Annotated in this window: 18 protein-coding genes and 1 tRNA gene; 9 read left to right on the top strand and 10 right to left on the bottom strand. The window is 36.2% G+C overall.

Annotation, left to right across the window (positions count from 1 at the left end; genetic code table 11):
* Positions 1-138 precede the first annotated feature (138 nt).
* Entirely contained in the window at positions 139-1,248 is a 1,110-nt protein-coding gene (menC, locus tag AA637_RS01855; RefSeq protein ID WP_446683642.1) for an o-succinylbenzoate synthase, read from the bottom strand.
* A 190-nt stretch (positions 1,249-1,438) separates the two neighbouring features.
* Positions 1,439-2,992, bottom strand: a complete 1,554-nt coding sequence (locus AA637_RS01850) for an NAD(P)H-hydrate dehydratase (RefSeq protein ID WP_446683641.1) — start codon at positions 2,990-2,992, stop codon at positions 1,439-1,441.
* 112 nt (positions 2,993-3,104) lie between these two features.
* On the opposite strand from AA637_RS01850, the gene AA637_RS01845 reads away from it, so the two are divergent.
* From AA637_RS01845 to AA637_RS01835, 3 genes are all read left to right on the top strand, one after another.
* The gene (locus AA637_RS01845; RefSeq protein WP_446683640.1) at positions 3,105-3,815 is read left to right on the top strand and encodes a 16S rRNA (uracil(1498)-N(3))-methyltransferase; all 711 of its coding nucleotides are present in this window, start codon (positions 3,105-3,107) and stop codon (positions 3,813-3,815) included.
* 65 nt (positions 3,816-3,880) lie between these two features.
* On the top strand, positions 3,881-4,984 hold the full coding sequence (locus AA637_RS01840; RefSeq protein ID WP_446683639.1) for a tetratricopeptide repeat protein: 1,104 nt from the start codon (positions 3,881-3,883) through the stop codon (positions 4,982-4,984).
* Positions 4,985-5,054: 70 nt separating this feature from the next.
* Entirely contained in the window at positions 5,055-5,741 is a 687-nt protein-coding gene (locus tag AA637_RS01835) for a DUF4230 domain-containing protein (protein WP_446683638.1), read from the top strand.
* 10 nt (positions 5,742-5,751) lie between these two features.
* Here the strand turns inward: AA637_RS01835 and AA637_RS01830 are convergent, their stop codons facing one another.
* Positions 5,752-6,360 (bottom strand): TerD family protein, encoded by a 609-nt coding sequence (locus AA637_RS01830; protein WP_446683637.1) that lies wholly within the window; start codon positions 6,358-6,360, stop codon positions 5,752-5,754.
* Between the two features lie 236 nt (positions 6,361-6,596).
* Between AA637_RS01830 and AA637_RS01825 the strand changes: the two genes are divergently transcribed.
* From AA637_RS01825 to AA637_RS01815, 3 genes are all read left to right on the top strand, one after another.
* On the top strand, positions 6,597-7,148 hold the full coding sequence (locus tag AA637_RS01825) for a photosystem I assembly protein Ycf4 (protein ID WP_069792027.1): 552 nt from the start codon (positions 6,597-6,599) through the stop codon (positions 7,146-7,148).
* Between the two features lie 189 nt (positions 7,149-7,337).
* The gene (locus tag AA637_RS01820) at positions 7,338-7,637 is read left to right on the top strand and encodes a Mo-dependent nitrogenase C-terminal domain-containing protein (protein WP_446683636.1); all 300 of its coding nucleotides are present in this window, start codon (positions 7,338-7,340) and stop codon (positions 7,635-7,637) included.
* A 146-nt stretch (positions 7,638-7,783) separates the two neighbouring features.
* Positions 7,784-7,927 carry a hypothetical protein gene (locus AA637_RS01815; RefSeq protein WP_446683635.1) on the top strand — a complete coding sequence of 48 codons (144 nt, stop codon included), beginning with the start codon at positions 7,784-7,786 and terminating at the stop codon, positions 7,925-7,927.
* Here AA637_RS01815 and moaC read toward each other — a convergent pair.
* On the bottom strand, positions 7,924-8,397 hold the full coding sequence (gene moaC / locus AA637_RS01810) for a cyclic pyranopterin monophosphate synthase MoaC (RefSeq protein WP_446683634.1): 474 nt from the start codon (positions 8,395-8,397) through the stop codon (positions 7,924-7,926). The genes AA637_RS01815 and moaC overlap by 4 nt on opposite strands.
* Positions 8,398-8,439: 42 nt before the next feature.
* On the opposite strand from moaC, the gene AA637_RS01805 reads away from it, so the two are divergent.
* Positions 8,440-8,513, top strand: a tRNA-Arg gene (locus tag AA637_RS01805).
* Between the two features lie 263 nt (positions 8,514-8,776).
* Here AA637_RS01805 and AA637_RS01800 read toward each other — a convergent pair.
* The 4 genes from AA637_RS01800 to petN form a co-directional block, all read right to left on the bottom strand.
* Positions 8,777-9,325 (bottom strand): hypothetical protein, encoded by a 549-nt coding sequence (locus AA637_RS01800; RefSeq protein WP_446683633.1) that lies wholly within the window; start codon positions 9,323-9,325, stop codon positions 8,777-8,779.
* 43 nt (positions 9,326-9,368) lie between these two features.
* Positions 9,369-10,772 carry an efflux RND transporter periplasmic adaptor subunit gene (locus AA637_RS01795; RefSeq protein ID WP_446683632.1) on the bottom strand — a complete coding sequence of 468 codons (1,404 nt, stop codon included), beginning with the start codon at positions 10,770-10,772 and terminating at the stop codon, positions 9,369-9,371.
* Positions 10,773-10,908: 136 nt separating this feature from the next.
* Positions 10,909-11,046 (bottom strand): hypothetical protein, encoded by a 138-nt coding sequence (locus tag AA637_RS01790; protein ID WP_201150088.1) that lies wholly within the window; start codon positions 11,044-11,046, stop codon positions 10,909-10,911.
* Positions 11,047-11,049: 3 nt separating this feature from the next.
* Entirely contained in the window at positions 11,050-11,139 is a 90-nt protein-coding gene (petN, locus tag AA637_RS01785; RefSeq protein ID WP_015222656.1) for a cytochrome b6-f complex subunit PetN, read from the bottom strand.
* Positions 11,140-11,227: 88 nt separating this feature from the next.
* Between petN and AA637_RS01780 the strand changes: the two genes are divergently transcribed.
* Together AA637_RS01780 and dcm are read left to right on the top strand one after the other, a co-directional pair.
* Complete coding sequence (locus tag AA637_RS01780) at positions 11,228-11,653, top strand: YraN family protein (protein WP_446683631.1); 426 nt, start codon at positions 11,228-11,230, stop codon at positions 11,651-11,653.
* 153 nt (positions 11,654-11,806) lie between these two features.
* Complete coding sequence (gene dcm / locus AA637_RS01775) at positions 11,807-12,823, top strand: DNA (cytosine-5-)-methyltransferase (RefSeq protein ID WP_446683630.1); 1,017 nt, start codon at positions 11,807-11,809, stop codon at positions 12,821-12,823.
* A 59-nt stretch (positions 12,824-12,882) separates the two neighbouring features.
* Here dcm and AA637_RS01770 read toward each other — a convergent pair whose 3' ends face one another.
* Together AA637_RS01770 and AA637_RS01765 are read right to left on the bottom strand one after the other, a co-directional pair.
* Positions 12,883-17,031 carry a PAS domain S-box protein gene (locus AA637_RS01770; protein ID WP_446683629.1) on the bottom strand — a complete coding sequence of 1,383 codons (4,149 nt, stop codon included), beginning with the start codon at positions 17,029-17,031 and terminating at the stop codon, positions 12,883-12,885.
* A 123-nt stretch (positions 17,032-17,154) separates the two neighbouring features.
* Positions 17,155-18,072, bottom strand: a complete 918-nt coding sequence (locus tag AA637_RS01765; protein WP_446683628.1) for a cation diffusion facilitator family transporter — start codon at positions 18,070-18,072, stop codon at positions 17,155-17,157.
* Positions 18,073-18,132 lie beyond the last annotated feature (60 nt).

Genomic DNA, 18,132 nt, shown 5'->3' with positions numbered 1-18,132 from the left:
ATTATTAGAACTTAAAGAGTGGTTAACCCAAGGAATTGATACTCTTGAAGCCACCTTCTGGACATTTTCTGTTTTTTACCTCACTTTTGTCCTTTTTCTACCATACCCTCATTCACCAACGCCGAAAATTTGCTTGATTTAAGTAAAAGATTCTTGAGAGAGGGTAAATTTTTCTAACTTTTCCTCATCAATATCTACCCCTATTCCTGCTTTTTGAGGGATATTGATGGTAGAGTCTTCGGGGTTTAACTTAATATTTTGAGTGATAATATCTTCTTCAAAATAACGATTGGTGGCGGAAATATCAGCAGGTAATTTAAATTGGGGAAGACTGGCAATATGTAAGTTTGTTGCCCTACCAATACCAGATTCTAACATCCCTCCGCACCATAGTTTTATACCTGCTTTTTCACAAAGATTATGGATTTCAATGGTGTTAGTAATACCGCCCACACGGGATTGTTTTAAATTTATTATTTGACATGATTTAAGGGCGATCGCGTTTAGGGTATCATTAACAGAATTGATGCTTTCATCGAGACATAGGGGGGTTTTTATCTGTGACTGTAACCGACTATGTTCTAACAGATCATCATAAGCCAAAGGTTGCTCAATCATCAACAAATTCAAATCATCCAATTGTTTGAATAAATCCATATCATCTAAAGTGAAAACCGAATTGGCATCCCCCATCAACATCAAATTGGGATAACTTTCACGAATAGCCGTCAAACAAGATAAAGCATTCTCAGGAGCGATTTTTAACTTTATTCTTTGATAACCTTCCTCTAAATAACTATTTACCCTGTCCATTAAAGCCTCTATACTAGATTGCAAAGAAACGCTTACCCCTACCCTAACTTTTTCTCTCACTCCACCAATATATTTATATAAAGGTAAGTTTTTTTTCTTGGCAAACAAATCCCATACGGCACAATCAAGGGCTGATTTTGCCATTGGATTCCCTCTGACGGGGGATAATATTTTAATTACTTCTTGGGGAGAATTTATTTTTTTATGGAGCAACAAAGGAATCAAAAAATCTTTTAAAATATGATGGGCAGTGGTAATGGTTTCGTAATTGTAAAAAGGTTGGTTAAAAGTAGGACATTCTCCATAACCTATAAAGCCTTCACTATGAATTTTAACTATCAAACAACTATGACTATTTACATTAATGCCGTTAGTTTTGAAAGGATAAATAAATGGTATTTCAACGTAGTATAAATCAATTCTTTCAATTTTCATATTTAAACTTGAGTTCGAGTAATCAGTGGTAAAAAGGATCGCTTTTTAGCCCCCTAAATCCCCCAATTCTGGGGACTTTTCATTGCAATAATTTATCTGAACTTAATATCAACGATTAAAGGCAAAAAATCCAAGTGAAATTACCAATACCATCCTCAACAATAAGAATAAAAAAACTATTGCCCATTGCCTATTCCCCATTCCCTTTTAATTCATTAACCGCTTTAAGAATATATCGAGATAAAGTAACCCCATCTACCCCTAACACAGATAAATCTTCACTGGCTAAAATTGCGCCCTGTTGATGTAACCAACCAGCCGCTGCAACGGTATCAATTACAGGAGTATCCGTAAAACTATTTTGGGCAAGTAAGCCACCGATAAATCCGCTCAATACATCACCACTTCCTCCCCTCGCAAGGGCGGGAGTGCCATGGGGGATAATCCAAGTATGGCTATTATCGCTAATAATGGTTTTAGCACCTTTCCTTAAAATTGTAGCATTAAGGGCGATCGCCCCTTGTCTTGTTTCCTCGATTCTATCAGCCATACCCACGAAAGAAAAATCAGGAAATAAACGCTCAAATTCTCCATCATGGGGAGTCAAAACTGTTTCACCCTGCCTAGTTTGTAAAACCTCAAGAAGATAATAATTTGCCACAATATTTAAAGCATCGGCATCCAAAAGAATATTACAGTTACTGCTAATTACTTTTTCCACCACCGAAACAGCTTCCTTTGTTAAACCCATGCCACAAGATACCCATTGATATTTATCCCAATCCAACAAAGGCAAAGTTTCGATACTACCGAGGGGAGTTTCTCGACAACCAATCACCAACATTTCTGGTAACTGGGCATTGATAAAGGATGTTAAACTTTCAGGCACTACCATCGTCACCATTCCTACTCCGCTACTCCTTGCCCCATAGGCAGACAATAAAGCTGCCCCAGCGTATTCTTTTGAGCCACAAATTAACAATAAATGCCCCTGTTTGTACTTATAAGTTGTCACCTGACGGGGTAACGGCAAGATGTCTTTTACTTTTTGTGCGGTTAATAATTCTGGAGAGGGAGATTCAGATGTAATTTTATGAACATAGGAGGAGGGAATATCAAAATCTATTCTTTCCACCTGCCCCAAATATTCTAAGGCTTTATCTTGCCAAATTCCTTTTTTATACAATCCCAAACAAAGGGTATATTTTGCCTTTATTGCGACTCCTAAAACTGCCCCAGTATCGCTATTAATTCCTGAAGGAATATCAATACTAATAACAGGTTTATGCCATCCATTAAGAGTTTTTATATCTTCTGCTAAATTATCAATTATTTTTCTAGTTAAACCAAAACCAAATAAACCATCAATTATTATATGACAAGTATTTAAGGCTTCAAGATTACTAACAATGGTAATCCCTAAACTAGAAGCATACTTAAAATGATGGGCTGTTAAATCCTTAAACTTTTCTATGAGAGGGGCATAGATTATGACATCATAACCATGGCAATATAATTCTCTAGCAACTACTAAAGCATCTCCTCCATTATGACCACTACCAATGATAAATCCCACTGAAAGTTTTTTTTCTTTTAAAGGGTATAATTCTTTAATTTTTTGAGCCGTTTTCAGGGCTACTTTTTCCATTAAACTAGCTACGGGCATTCCTGCGGAGAAAATTTCTTCCTCAATTAGCCTCATTTCTTGGGCGGTAACTAAAATTGTAGTTTGGTTTGAATACATATTGATGGATAATGGGAATATTGTGGATCAAAACTTGAATAAAATAATTCTTTTTCTTTTTGATTTCCCTAGGGGGAAATACTATCAATTTTTTTGACTAAAAATCATCGTAATGTTATATCGCCTAGTGATTACAGAGAGTCAACGACAGGATAACCAAATTATATTACACCCTGACCAAGAACATTATTTACGTCGTGTGGTGAGACTAAATGACGGACAATCTTTTATTGTTATCAATGGCAAAGGAGATGGTTGGCAAGTCGAATTAACTGCTACTGGGGGTAAAATTATTACTAAACTTGAGGATAATCGAGAATTACCTATTCAAGTTTCTCTCATGGTTGCCTTACCCAAAGGGAGTGGTTTTGATGATATTGTCCGTTGTACCACAGAGTTAGGAGTAAGTAGATTGTACCCCATAATGAGCGATCGCACTTTACTCAAACCCAATGAAAATAAATTAGTAAGATGGCGTAAAATTGCCTCGGAAGCATCGGAACAATGTGAGAGATTGATAGTACCTTATATTGCCCCTCCCTTACCTTTTTTAGAAGCAATCAAGCAAATAGAAGATAATTCTCCCCGTTTTATTGCTGTTGCCCGTAACACCGAAAAGCACCTTATCAATCATCTTAATCCCCTCGATTTACCTTCCCAGATTACCATTGCCACAGGATGTGAAGGAGGATGGACTACAAATGAAGTACAAAGTGCGATCGAGCATAATTTTCAACCCATCACCCTAGGAAAAAGAATACTAAGGGCAGTTACCGCCCCCATTGCCATTATGTCGTTAATAGCCTCCCTTGCCGAAAAATAAATTTTTTAAGTACAAGATAAAAACCATTATTCGCCATCAAATAAACAATGAAAGAGGATTAAATAATGTTTCCAGAAATTATTACCCAGATTGATAACCAAGAATATGAAAAAGCTAAAGAATTAATAGATAAATTATCATCAGAAGGGGAAGCATTACTCTGGAAAAACTATTATTATGGACTCATTGCCGAAAAAGCAAATCAATTAACTGAAGCCGAAAATAAATATCGTCAAGTTATAAAAGATAGTGTTTTTCCCCATCCTCAAATTACTAAAAATATCCGTGATGGACTAGAAAGAATTAAACAAATAAAACTCGCTCAAAAAGATGCCGAAAACAAAAAAAGAGAAGAAAGAAAACAACAAACCTTAGCCGAATTTCAAGAAACTGAAAATAGTAAAGAATTAGCCATATTAGTCTTAAAACCTCTCAGCCCAGAAGAAAAAAATATAGTAGGAAAACAATTTGCCGAAATAATAAAAGTTGATCCCTACACCGCTAAACTACAAATTCCCACTAGAAACTTAAGGCTATATCAAACAGGGAATTACGGAGAATTAAGCTACTATCAACAAGAATTTAAAACTATTAATATTAACTCTATTTGTTATTCCATAAAAGAAGTAAATCAGACCATCGTTTACCAAGTAAAATACATAGCCCAAAATCAAGAAAAAATAACGGCAATTTGTAACAATAAACTATCCCAAGAAATAGAATTCACTTTTAACTATCAAGACATAATTAATCAAGTTAATGGTACTGTACCCATATTTGAGATGACATTACATACCAATGTTAAAAGAAAATTGACCAGAAAAAAAGAAACCCTCGACTACATCAATTTTTGTGACTTACACTTGTCGAAAAATAAAACAATACTCAGATTTAGTGATTATATCTATCAATTTGACCAAGGTATCAGCATATTTAACCAAGATAAAACTAGCCGAGAGAAATGGTTAACCCTAATTAGATTTTTAAATGATAAAATTAGTGAAGTAAAATCCCATGATAATTTTACTCCCTTTGCCGAAGGTGCTATCCAATTTCCTGAAATGCTAAAACAAGTAAAATCAAATATTAATATTTTTAGGAAAGAAGAAACATTATGGGATGAAGCATTTCAACTCTATAGTGCCCTTATTTTGCTCGACAGTAAATAATTCATAATTATTTTTTTACTTTTTGTCTTTTGCATTTATTGTCAATTACCCATTCCCCATTATCAAATCTATGAATAGTTCAAAAATTCCTAACTACTCTTCCGATTCCTTTAAACTTCTGCCTTTCCTAACCAAAAGCGGAGTCAGTATTGTTTTTACCATTGGTTTATTTTCCCTTTTCCATACCAGTAACAAGATTTTAGAAGGGTGGAAAAGTTTATTACCCACCGTTACCAGTGAAATTGATACATCTAGGCTAATCATACAAAAAATTCAGGGAGTGAGCGAATTAACTACCACCGTATTTGTAATGGATGCAGTGGTGCCAACTTCCTCTAGTCGGAAAATAGGAGATTGGGTAGTAGGTGAAACCAACTTACTATATCTTGCCAGAGGGGAAGTAAGGGCTGGATTGGATTTGAGTAAAATTGATGAGGATAGCATTATCACAGAAGATAACAACCTTACCATTACTTTACCTGCCCCCGAAATTTTGGACTCTAAAATAGATGTAACTGAATCCCAAGTATATGATTATGATAGAGGATTTTTGAGCTTGGGGCCTGATGTTGCCCCTGATTTACAAACCCAAGCCCAACGGGAAACCCTCAAAAAAGTGATACAGTCTGCCTGTCAGGCGGATATTCTCAACCAAGCCAATGAAAAGGCGGTATTAACGGTTACTCAGTTAATGGAAAATACTGGCTATGATTCCGTAGATGTAAAAACAACTCCATCGAAACAATGTAAGGGGTAACAATGAAGATTTATTTGTTATAGAGATTAACCACAGCGGCTAAATCTTTTACTCTTAAACCCTCTCCTTTTGCATCCATATCCCAGTCGTTTCCTTTACGGGTTAATTCTGCCATAACCATAGCCGTTTGCCCTGCGTATTCATCCCCAGAGAGGGTATAACGGACAATTTCTTTTTGATTGGTTAAATTAACCAAACGGATAAAAGCATTTTTTACTTGCCCAAAATCCTGTTGACGATTAAAAGGGTCATAAATATTAACAATAATTACGATTTTATATATATCTTTTGGTAATAGGGCTAAATTAATCATAATTTGCTCATCATCACCATGCCCTTCCCCTGTCAAATTATCTCCTTGGTGCATAATAGCAGAGGAAGAATGTCTTAAATTACCAAAATAAATAACATCTTTTTCGTGTCTCACTTTTTGATTTTCGCTGATACAGATTACCGAAGCATCTAAATCAAAATTACTATTGCTTTCACTAAATAAGTTAGACAAAAAACCACCTTTTTTTTGCACAACATCCCACCCTAAACCACACATTAATTGTTGCAATTGGGGAGCTTCTTTTGTTAAGGAAATTCTTTGTCCTTTTTGTAAATTAATTGCCATGGTTTTTATTTTTAATCTCTTTTTAGTCTCAATTGTAGCTTACTTATTTTTGAGGTAATTGTTAATTTTCTTTAACCCTGTTTATCTATAATTATTCGATTTATTGTTCAAACAAAAACCTAGTCCAACAAAGGTTATAATGGATATGTGATAAAAAAGATTGTTGCTTGTATAACTGTTCAGGTAACAATCTTTCGTTCATGTTAATAAACAATTTTATTTTAGTTTTTTTAGGAATGCAAGTTAACGACTTTATCTTTAAACAAGAGATTTCAGGCTCTCGCCGTATTGGTAATTATTTAGTGGCGATCGCATCTACCATTGGCGGAGTCGGCTTTTTACTCGCAGGATTATCTAGTTATTTCCACACCGATTTCTTAAAAGTTACCGATGTTTCTGGACTACAATTTGTACCCCAAGGAATAGCCCTAAGTTTTTATGGTGTGGCAGGTACATTACTTGCTTCTTATTTATGGTTAAACATCTTTTTAAATGTGGGTAGTGGCTACAATGAATTTGATAAAAAAGAAGGAAAAGTAACCATTTATAGACAAGGTTTTTTAGGTAAAAATCGTCAACTAAAAATCGTCTATGATATTGATGATATTCAAGCTATTAGGGCAGAAATAAAAGAAGGATTAAACCCCAAAAGAACACTTTATTTACGAGTAAAACCTAAAAGAGATATTCCCCTAACTCCTGTAGGTGAGCCTATCGCCCTTTCTACCCTAGAAAATCAAGGCGCCCAGTTAGCTCGTTTTCTCACTGTACCTTTAGAAGGTTTATAAATTGTTTAGGCACCATTGCTCATTAGGGAATGGACAATAATTAGACTTTAGCGTTTTGGGTGGGCATTGCTCACCCTTTAGTTTTTCTTATCAAAGATACAAAAAATATATATTGAACTTATATTGTTATTTCGCTTATCCATCGCTACACTAAAAATAGTTAAGCAAAAGCAATCAATAAAATTTGTCATGATAAATTTTACTTATAGTCAGTTGTTCACGCAAATTCCCTCTGCACCCTTAAATATCATCAAAGAAAAATTGGGTAATTGGGATATTAGGGAAAAAAACATGGCAAAAAAAATTGTTAGTTTGATTCCTAATCAATGCCCTTTTGCTAAAGATATTTATTTATTTAACAAAAAATTATTTACCATTCCTCCCCTATGTAAATTCAATCCTTTGTATGAAGATTTGATGATGTTGCGTTTTCGTGCTTTATCTTTTCTCAGTGAAATAGGGGAAGATATAACCCCTTATTGTCAATAAAATTGGCACACAGATTAATAATATCCTAGTTAATTTTTGCTCACAAAATTGTCAAAAATAATAATTTTGAGGAACTTCTGGGATTAACAAATAAAACATTTTTTTCTTTCAAATTGCATTGTAAAGGAGTAATTAAGATGTTCAAAATGTCTAGTATAAAAGTATGTCGAGTGTGTCAAGGTAAAGGAAAAATTTTAGTAAAGGCAGAAGAATCGGCCTATGTGGGGGTTGATGAATATTATTACAAGATATGTCTTCACTGTCAGGGAAAAGGAGTTATTAATAACTAACTTTTTCCTCCCGTTTTACTAAGCAATTTTATTGATTGAATTGTGATAGTTTTTTCCAGTGCCTTTGCCATATCATATAGAGTCAGTGCCGTAACCGATACAGCTGTTAAGGCTTCCATTTCTACCCCCGTTTTTGCCTCGGTTTTTACTTTTGCTTGAATATGATAACCGCATAAATGCTCATCAGGGGTTATTTCCACCTCAATTTTACTCAGGGGGAGAGGATGACATAGGGGAATAAGGGAGGAAGTTTGTTTGGCGGCCATGATACCTGCAATTTTGGCAGTGCCTAATACATCCCCTTTGGGGGCGTTTCCTGCTTGTATTTGCTCAAAAGTAAATTTGGTCATAATTACCTGTCCAAGGGCGATCGCCTCGCGCACAGTCACTTTCTTTGGGGATATATCAACCATTTGGGCCGAGCCATATTCATCTAAATGGGATAAACTTTTTTGAGGAAAATCTTGCATTTTAAAAAACTATTCGTTATTATAGATAAGTGCTTAAATTAAGGGTGTGTAGCTTAGTGGATTAGAGCGGCTGACTACGGATCAGCAGGTCGGGGGTTCGAGTCCCTCCACGCCCGTTTAAAAAATGATCATAAATAAAGATTAACATAGTTAGTACATTTGTAGATCAACAAGTGACTTGTCATTTATGAGCAACAAAATTAAGTACACAGACCATAATTTAGAGTTTGGTGAAGTTATAGAGGATTTTTTGCCTTTACCTTCTGAACTAATACCTAAACAAAAAGTATCTCTTATCAAGATTTAATCGAGTCTATTATTAATAACTATACGCCACAATTAGAATCTTAAATAAGTTACAAGGGCATCAAAACAAATATTACTGTACAAGATAAGGTCTAACGTAATTTATACCCCTGTTTATATAAAATTCCCCAAAATATTGAAGGTAATTATCTTTGATTTTGGTAAATGCTTCATCCATTCTTGGTTTACCATAAATTAAAAACTGAGCCGTGGAAAGAGCATAAAATTCTTGAGTTTTTTTAGCTATATTTCTTTTGAAGGCCTCGATATATAAATCTCTACCTGTGTCGATCAATTTCTCTATTTCTGGACAAAAAGTAATAAACTCTCCGTTGGCAAGGGGGATTTTTTTGTTTTTAATAGATGACATAGATAGTTGCATACATTCCCTAGTTTTTTCGAGGGAAAGACACTCTTTATCCTGTCTTCTATAAGCCCATTGGGTACATCCATTGGTAATTTCTAAAGCCCTTAAAAAAGCTAATTTGTCAAGGTCTTCTGCACTAATTTTTTCCCATTCCTCCACATAGTCTGTCACTTGTTGCTTAAAGTGTTTTTCATCTTTTTCAAAATAAGATTTTAACTCTTCAATTTGTGCTAATTGTTCCCAATCTATATTCATTATTTCTATTATTTAAAAGTATTATTTTTTGTCATTATAAAAATTAGTTGGATAAATCCACAAAAACCCTTTCTCCTGAACTCAATCCGCTTAAAATTTGAGTTTGATCATTAACCGATACACCAATGGTTACGGGGCGAAATTCAGGCTCATTATTTTCATCGGGTACCATTACCCCAGTTTCCCCTTCTTCGGTTACGATCGCAACGGTAGGCACTGTTAAACTACTATTCAGTTGCTCCCCTAAAAATGTGACTTCCACATTCATTCTTGACAGAAGTTTTTCTTGTTGTTGGGGGATGGCAATGGTGACTTCAAAAGAGGTGACATTTTGTTCCACGATCGCCTCAGGTGCAATTTTTTGTACAATACCTTCAAACACCTCATCAGGATAAGCATCGGCAATAATTTGTACAGGTTGCCCCATTTCTATTTGACGCAAATCAATTTCGGGAATTTTGGCAATGACTTCCAAGCCTCTGGCGAGGGCAATAATAGAGCTTGAGGTGGCGGAGGTGGTTGCCGAAGCGGAAGTGGTAGGAGTGACAAAAGCACCCTCTGAGGCAAATTTTTGGGTAACGATGCCATCAAAAGGGGCAGTGATAAAAGTATCTTGAAATTGAATTTCTGCTATTTTCAGGTTAGCTTCCGCCGCTTGAATGTTGGCTCTTAATCGCTCGATTTCTGCTTCTCCCCGTGCTTGTCTTTCTTGCATAGAGGCTTGGATTTCGGCAATATTTGCTTCTAATCGTCTAATTTCTGGCTCGGCAGTATTTTCTATTTCCTGAATCCGTTGGACTATTTCTTGGATACGGGCTTGGGCGACTAAAAATTCATTGGCGACTCTATCAAATTCATCTTGGGAAATTACTCCTTCTTCGAGGAGGGCTTGATTTCTCTGGGCTTGAATCTCAGCCAGTCTAAGTCTTGATTCTGCTTCCCTAAGTTGCGATCGCGCTTGCTCAGAGCGTAGGGGGATGCGTCTTCTTGACTCCTCTAAGGTGGCGGCGGCTTGAGCTAGTCTTGTCTCTAATACTTGTAAGTCGGCACGAGTTCTAATATCCGTCTCCTGCGCCCCTGCTTGGGCTTCTGCTAACCTTGCTTGGGCGTTAGCCCCTTGGGCAAAAAGTTCTTCATTTTGCATTACGGCGATGGGTTGCCCTTCTTCTACTACGCTACCCTGCTCTACTAATAAACGGGTTAAAATACCTGGATTTTTAGGGCTAATATTAACACTCTGCACGGGTTGAACCACCCCACTGGCTCTGATTTCGAGGTTTAAGGGGCGCTGGGTAACTGATACTGTGTTTTCATCTAATCGACTGGTGGCATTAGGACGATTCAAAATACCATAGGTTGCACCGCCTAGTAATAGTATCCCCCCAATCATCGCTCCGATAATCCAAGGGAGAGGATTTTTTTCTTTCTCAACATTACTGACTGTCATAAATTAGATGCTTTTTTGTATGTAGTTCAATTTTTACACATTATTATAAAACCTTACTCAAGATTGTAAAGTTTATCCCCCCATCTGTTTTTTTGACAAAAAAGGGGACACTTTGTTCCCCCCTTTATCATTGTATTCAAGATTTTTGATCTCGATCGCGCCTACGACGATCCCGCCATTCTAAGGTTGTTAAGTATAATATACCACCACTGACAAGGACCAAAAGGGCGATCGCCACTAAAAATAAAACATTGAGAATAGAGATCGATTCCACAACTTAAAAACCTTTGCGCCCCCATACTACCATTGCAATAGACCATGTAAATAAAGAAAGTACACCAACCCAACCTAAAGTAAGAATATCCATATTTTCTTAATATTAAAGATTATTTTAAATAAACAGCATAGTATATTTTATCATTTATTATCCCTCGAAAACAGTTATTAAGCCAATCATGATCACCCTAGGGGAGTTAGGAGAAAAGATAGTCAGTACATGGCTAGAACCGCAAAACTACCAAATATTGCACCACCGATGGCATTGCCGATGGGGCGAAATTGATTTGATTGCCCTAGATAGCAATAACTCTGAGCTAGTTTTTATTGAAGTTAAAACCCGTAAACCACAAAATTGGGATCAAAATGGACTAGAAGCCCTCAATATAAATAAACAGAAAAAAATTTATACTACTGCTCAAATATTTCTTTCTAAAAACCCTCTTTGGCAAAATTATAATTGTCGTTTTGATTTAATTTTATCTACTTATATTATAAGAAAAAATAACTCTAATCAAGGCTCAATAAAAATATTGAACAGCAATCAAATTATGTATAAAAACCATATTTTTACTATCAAAGATCATCTAAAAAATGTTTTATAAAATCTATTTATTCTCTTGCAAAGAGAAAAGTATAAAGAGATAACAGAAAATAATAACAGTGCCTTTTAAAATCTTGTTTGGGTATTTATTAAACCTTTTATATGATATTATAAAAAAATATTAGATGTATAAGTTAATTAATAAAGATTAAAGTTGAATCAACAACAAATCAAAACAGCCATAGATTTATTTGCAGGGATTGGGGGATTTAGACTAGCCCTCGAAAAAAACGGAATACAATGCGTTTACTCCAATGATCATAATAAATATAGTTGTCAAACTTATTCAGCAAACTTTGGAGACATCCATTGTGCCGATTTAAATGAGATTCCCGCAGAAACAATACCTAGTTTCGATTTATTATGCGGAGGTTTTCCTTGTCAACCCTTTTCCATTGCAGGGGTGAGCAAAAAACAATCTTTAGGCAGAAAGCATGGCTTCGATGACGAAAAACAAGGTAATTTATTTTTTGAGATTTTAAGAATCATTGACTATCATCAACCAAAAGTAATTTTTTTAGAGAATGTCAAAAATTTAAAAAGTCACGATAAAGGAAATACATGGAAGGTGATTAAAAGTAAATTATCCCAAAGAGGTTATAATATTTTTTCTCAAGTAATTGATGGTAAATACTATCTTCCTCAACATAGAGAAAGGATTTTTATTATCTGTTTTAACCAAAACCATTTTCCTGATCTCAATTTTATTTTTCCCAATCCACCACAAAAAAGATTGTATGAATTACAAGATCTTTTTGAAGAAAATGTAGATAATAAATATACTTTATCAGATAAATTATGGAGTTATTTACAACAACATAAAGAGAATAGCAAAGCGAAAGGAAATGGTTTTGGCTACGGAATTATTGATCACAAATCTGAATACACTAGAACTTTAAGTGCTAGATACTATAAGGATGGCTCAGAAATCTTAGTTGAGCAAAGTAATAAAAATCCCCGACGTTTAACCCCCCGTGAGTGTGCAAAATTACAAGGTTTTCCTGATGATTTTATAATTCCAGTATCTGATAATCAGGCATATAAACAGTTTGGAAATTCTGTCATTGTGCCATTAATTAATGATATTATCACACAAATTAAATTGACAGTAGATCAATATAATTTAAGTAAGTCAACACAGAAACAATTAGAAGATATAAATATTAGATAGACTGACATATCTAAATAAAAAAATATTGCCTATTCCCCACCTTTATTACGCTACTTTTCTTAACTAATAGGGGCAAAATCTAAACAAAAACAAGTACCTTCATTTTTAAAAGAAGTAACCTCAATTTCTGCGTCTAATTGTTGAGTTAATAACCTTACTAATCTTAAGCCTAAAGAAGGACTTTCTTCCCAGTTTAAATCATCAGGAAAACCTTTACCGTTATCTTTTACTTCAAGGATAATATGTTGTTCATTTTTAAGGAATAAATTAATGGTTACTTCCCCTTTGCCGTGGGGGAAAGCGTGTTTAAAAGCATTGGTAACTAATTCATTGATGAGTAAACCTGCGGGGATAGCGGTTTCAATGTTGAGATAACATTCGGCGAGATTGGTTACGGGTTTGATACCTTCTCGGCTATTGTTATAAGAGAGGAAAAGGTTAGATACGAGGCGGTTTATGTAGTCGGCAAGATTTATTTCGGAAAGGTCATCGGACTGATATAGTTGTTCATGGATGACTGCCATGGTTTGGATACGGTTTTGGCTATCGTGGAAAAGGTTACGCACTTGCTCATCTTCTACATAGCTTGATTGCAGGTTGAGTAATCCTGAGATGACATAGAGGTTATTTTTGACTCTATGATGGATTTCCTTAAGTAGGACTTCTTTTTCTTGGAGAGATTTGAATAGTTTTTCTTCGGCTTCGTGACGTTGGGTAACATCGGTAGAAATTCCGTCAATACTTACAGCCCTACCATATCTATCATAGACTATGTGCGATCGCTCTCTAACCCATCTTTCTTTACCTGTGGACAAAATAATTTTATATTCTAATTCCCAACTTTTATTGGTTTCATTTTGCAAAATTCCTAGTTTATAACCCTCCAAAATCTCCTGCCATGTATTCTCCACATCTTGACGATATTCTGGCGCTACCATATCCAATAACAATCCCCGATTTGCCAAAATAGACGCAGGAGAATGACCATATAATATTTCACAGGCAGGGTTAATGTAGCGCAAATTCATATCTGGTAAAGACATTGACCATACTACATCCTGTAACGAACTAAGAACACTATTCAAACGGGATTCACTTTTTTGTAAAGATTCTTCCGCCTGTTTGCGATCACTTATATCATTAATTACAGCGATAAAGTAAGATGGCTCTACAGATACCCACACCACCGACATAGTAAGATATATCCAAAGATAATCCCCGTGGGGGCGTTTTATCCTAATTTCTCGCTCAAAGGTAGCCCGATTACTAGCCAACAACTCCGACAAATCCGTGAGGGTATCAGAAACATCATCAGGATGAATGAGAGCATGGAAATCCATCTCCGACAACTCATGGCGATTGTAGCCCACCAACTGAGTAAACTTATCATTCACCAAAACCAACTTCCCTGGAAGACTTACCTGCACAATGCCCACCGCCGCTTGGTTAAAGATACTGCGGAATCTTTCTTCACTCAACTTTAGCCTTAGTTGTGCCAGTCTTACCTCCTCAATATCCTGCCCACAGGCAATAATACCAATACCTTCTCCCTTACCATCAGTAAAGCGATTAACATTCCATAACAAAGTCCTTTCAGTGCCATCAGCCACCATTACCTTACTTTCTAAATTCCGTTGTACCTTACCTTCTACCAAGGTAATATCTAGTTTTTCCCTCAAAATATCCCTATCACTGGGGGCAACAAACAATAAAAAGTAATCTTCTCCTAATACCGACTCCCTCGTCCAACCAAATATTTTTTCCGCCTCCTCATTCCATTCCATGATACGATAATCTTGATTTAGTACCACCAACACTGTCCCTGCGGTTTGTACAAAGGTGCGTAACTGGGTAGTGGTTTGCTCTAATTCCTCCGTACGGTCTTTTACCCTAGTTTCTAACTCTTCATTTAAACTGCGTAACTGTTCCTCGGCTTGTTTTGCCAAAGTAATATCCCGTGCTACAGCGTAAAAGGTTCCCTCCTCGTAGGGTAAACTCTTCCATGCCAACCAACGATATAATCCATCCTTGGTGCGCCAACGATTTTCAAAGTTTTGACTAGGAAAACCTCGACTCAATCTCTCTAACTCTTCGGCGGTGATTTCCACATCATCGGGATGGATAAAGGAGAGCATATTTTTATTAATCATCTCCTCCTCCCCATAACCGAGGGTGGTAGAAAAGCTGGAATTCACCCGTATAAATGAGCCGTCAACCCCCGCAATACAAAACATATCAAGGGATAAATTGAAAAAGTAGTCTAACTGTCTTTGGGATTTGGTGCGCAGGGTGGCGGTAGCTAAAACGTTGGCGACGGTTTGTAAAAAGTTAATTTCTTCGGGGCTAAATTTCCGTTGATTTTGGCTATATACGCCGATGATACCAAAGTAGTTATCATTACTACCAATATTCACCATCGCCCCACTAATAATGTTGGTGTTGTGCAAAAATGGTGGAGGGCTAAATCTTGTTTCTACGAGCAAATCCTCGGTAATGACAGGCTCTTTGACGGTCATGGTGTACCCCGGCATCCAACGGGGAGAAGAACCGACTCTGGCGACCCCTAGCCACATATCCTGCCATCCTACCCCTGCCTTAAGGACAAAGGCGGCTTGATTGGCTTGTAGTTCGAGGAGGTTACAATATTTGACATTGAGGGTTTCGGCGATAATTTTGACGGTGGTTTTTTGTAATATTTCTAAGTTGTTGGTGATAAGGGCTGTATTACCTAGGTGGGCGATGGCTGTTTGATATTTCGCCACTTGAAAGGCTTTCTGGGCTGACTGTGACTGTTGAATGGCGATCGCCACTTGAGCCGCTAATTTTTGTAATAAATCTAACTCATCTTTTTGCCAATGACGGGGAGTAAAGGAGTTTTGGGCAGCCAACAAACCCCAAAGATGATCATGAAAAATAATAGGCACAACTAAATTTGCCTGTACCTGAATCCCTAACAATAAATCGAGGTGACAAGGGGATAAATTGGCAGTAAAAACATTGTCTGTCGCTTGGATTCTACCATTTAGATAAGGTTTAATAAAGTCTTTGGCAAAACAATGGTCTTGCACTACTCTACCTAAAATGGACATGACGTTTTGTCCTGCCGATTCAGCGATAATCACTCCGTCTCCGTCAGGGTATAATTGGTAGATTATCACGCGATCGCAATCTAAAAAAGAACGTACCTCATTGACAGTACTCCCCAAAATATCATCTAACTTCAAAGATTTGCGAATACGAGAGCTAAGACTAGATAATAACTTTTCCTGTTCAACTTGTTTTTGCTCTAACCTTACCGCCGTTTTAAGAGAGTCTAATTCTTGCTGTTGTTGTCGTAAATAATTTTGTTGCCAAAGAGGATTCAGTACCTCTATTAAATGGGAAGGGGTGATTAAGCTCAATTTTTCAACAAAACTATGGTGGGAAATATTTCCTATACCCAACTCACAAAAAGACTTCGATAATTCCTGCTCTAAAGTACCATTTTGATGGTGTGCCAAAACAGCCCATTTATGTTGTAAAACATTTACAATAGTAGGGATTTTTTCTTTAGAAGAAAAACAAGGAATTTCTCCTAAACTTAAACTTTGTAGGTGCGGATTCTCCCAGCTTGTATCAATAAAAGCCTTGACAATATCGTGAGGAGAAACTATTTTTAATTGTTGATCATGATTAATAACAAATCCATGTTGCCCAAGGCTATCAACATATTTTTCAGCTATTTTTAAAATACTATCTCCCTGATCCACTACAATTAAATTAGGCTTAAAAATGCTGTTTAAGGTAACTCTTTGATATAAAGAATCCGTGACAAGATAACGAATTAAACTTTTAGCATTAATATAACCATTAAAATTATCCCTTTCATTTAAACAACCATAAACATCATATTTTCCTTGAAAAATTCCTTGGGCAATGGTAAAAACGTCTATTAATTCTGTTTCTTTTTGACAAGGAAAACTCTGACAAAAGTTTCTTGCCCGTAGAGAATAAATATTAACCCCAGTAGTAATTATTTTTATTACTCTTTCGATGGTAATAACCCCTAAAGGAATATGACAATCAACAACAATTAAACAATCGCATCCTTGATCAAACTTTCTTAATACTTCTAAAAATGTAGCTTCGGGGGAAACTGTGACAGGTTGATGATTAATGATTGCCCAATTTTCTATGTGAGGGACATTTTCTACCGTGGGATAATTCATTAGTTTGGAGCTTTATTACCTATCTTCATGGTAGTCTAATTTTCATTGCTTGTATGACATCGTTAAGGTTTTGAGATGTAGAGGTTTTATTCGATAAATAATTCAGTGATTAATTCTTGATTCTTAATTTTCTTCAAAAGTAATTTGATTAGATTGATAGGATGAAGGCTCAACATGAATAATAGTGCGGACAGGATGGAATTTTTGTTGTAGTTTTTTCTCTACTTCTTCAGTAACTAAATGGGCGGTTTCTACATCCTTGGGTTTAACGATAAGGTGCATTTCGATAAATACTTGTCTGCCGAGTAAACCCCTAGAGGCGATATCGTGGCAGTTGATAACTCCATCTACTTCCATAACGGTTTGATAAATAGCTTCAGGGGCGATCGCCATTTGATCCACCAGCCATGGTATATTGTTTTGTAAGACATCCCAACCACTCTTAAAAACTAGAAAAGCCACAGGAAAAGCCAACCATACATCAAGGGCTTGAAAAGGAATAAAAAACCCCTGATTAGATGCCCAGATGCCCATAAGTCCAGCTAAAACGATGATTGTCACCCACACATCACCCATGGTATGACTAGCATCGGCAACAAGGATTTGACTACCTAATCTTTTGCCTACTCTACGCTCATAAAAAGCCACAAAGATATTAATACCCAAAACTAAGAACAATAACCACAACTCTGCCACCTCAATGGTTACAATTTCACTGGGAGCAAAAATACGGGCGATTGCACTTTTAAAAATTTCAAAACAAGCAATCCCCAAAAACACCGCAACCCCCAATGCTCCAAGGGCTTCAAACTTCTGGTGTCCATAGGGATGATCTCGATCTGGCATAGGAGAAGAAAGCTGATTTGTCACCAAACCCAAAATATTATTTACCCCATCGGTGACACTATGAAGAGCATCTGCTTGTAAACTGAGAGAGCCAGTTAAAACACCAATTACCCCCTTAATTATCACCACCGTCATATTTAAAACGAGGGTAATTAACAATACCTTTTTAACTTCTTTTCTGATGTCTTGTGCCATAGTTATCCATTGTCAATGACCCATTGTTCAATGACCAGTTTAGTTATAATTGTTATGGGA

The sequence above is a fragment of the Cyanobacterium sp. HL-69 genome (assembly GCA_002813895.1).
Lineage (GTDB): Bacteria > Cyanobacteriota > Cyanobacteriia > Cyanobacteriales > Cyanobacteriaceae > Cyanobacterium.
The sequence above is the reverse complement of the archived record's forward strand: the minus strand, read 5'-3'. Positions and strand labels throughout refer to the sequence as shown.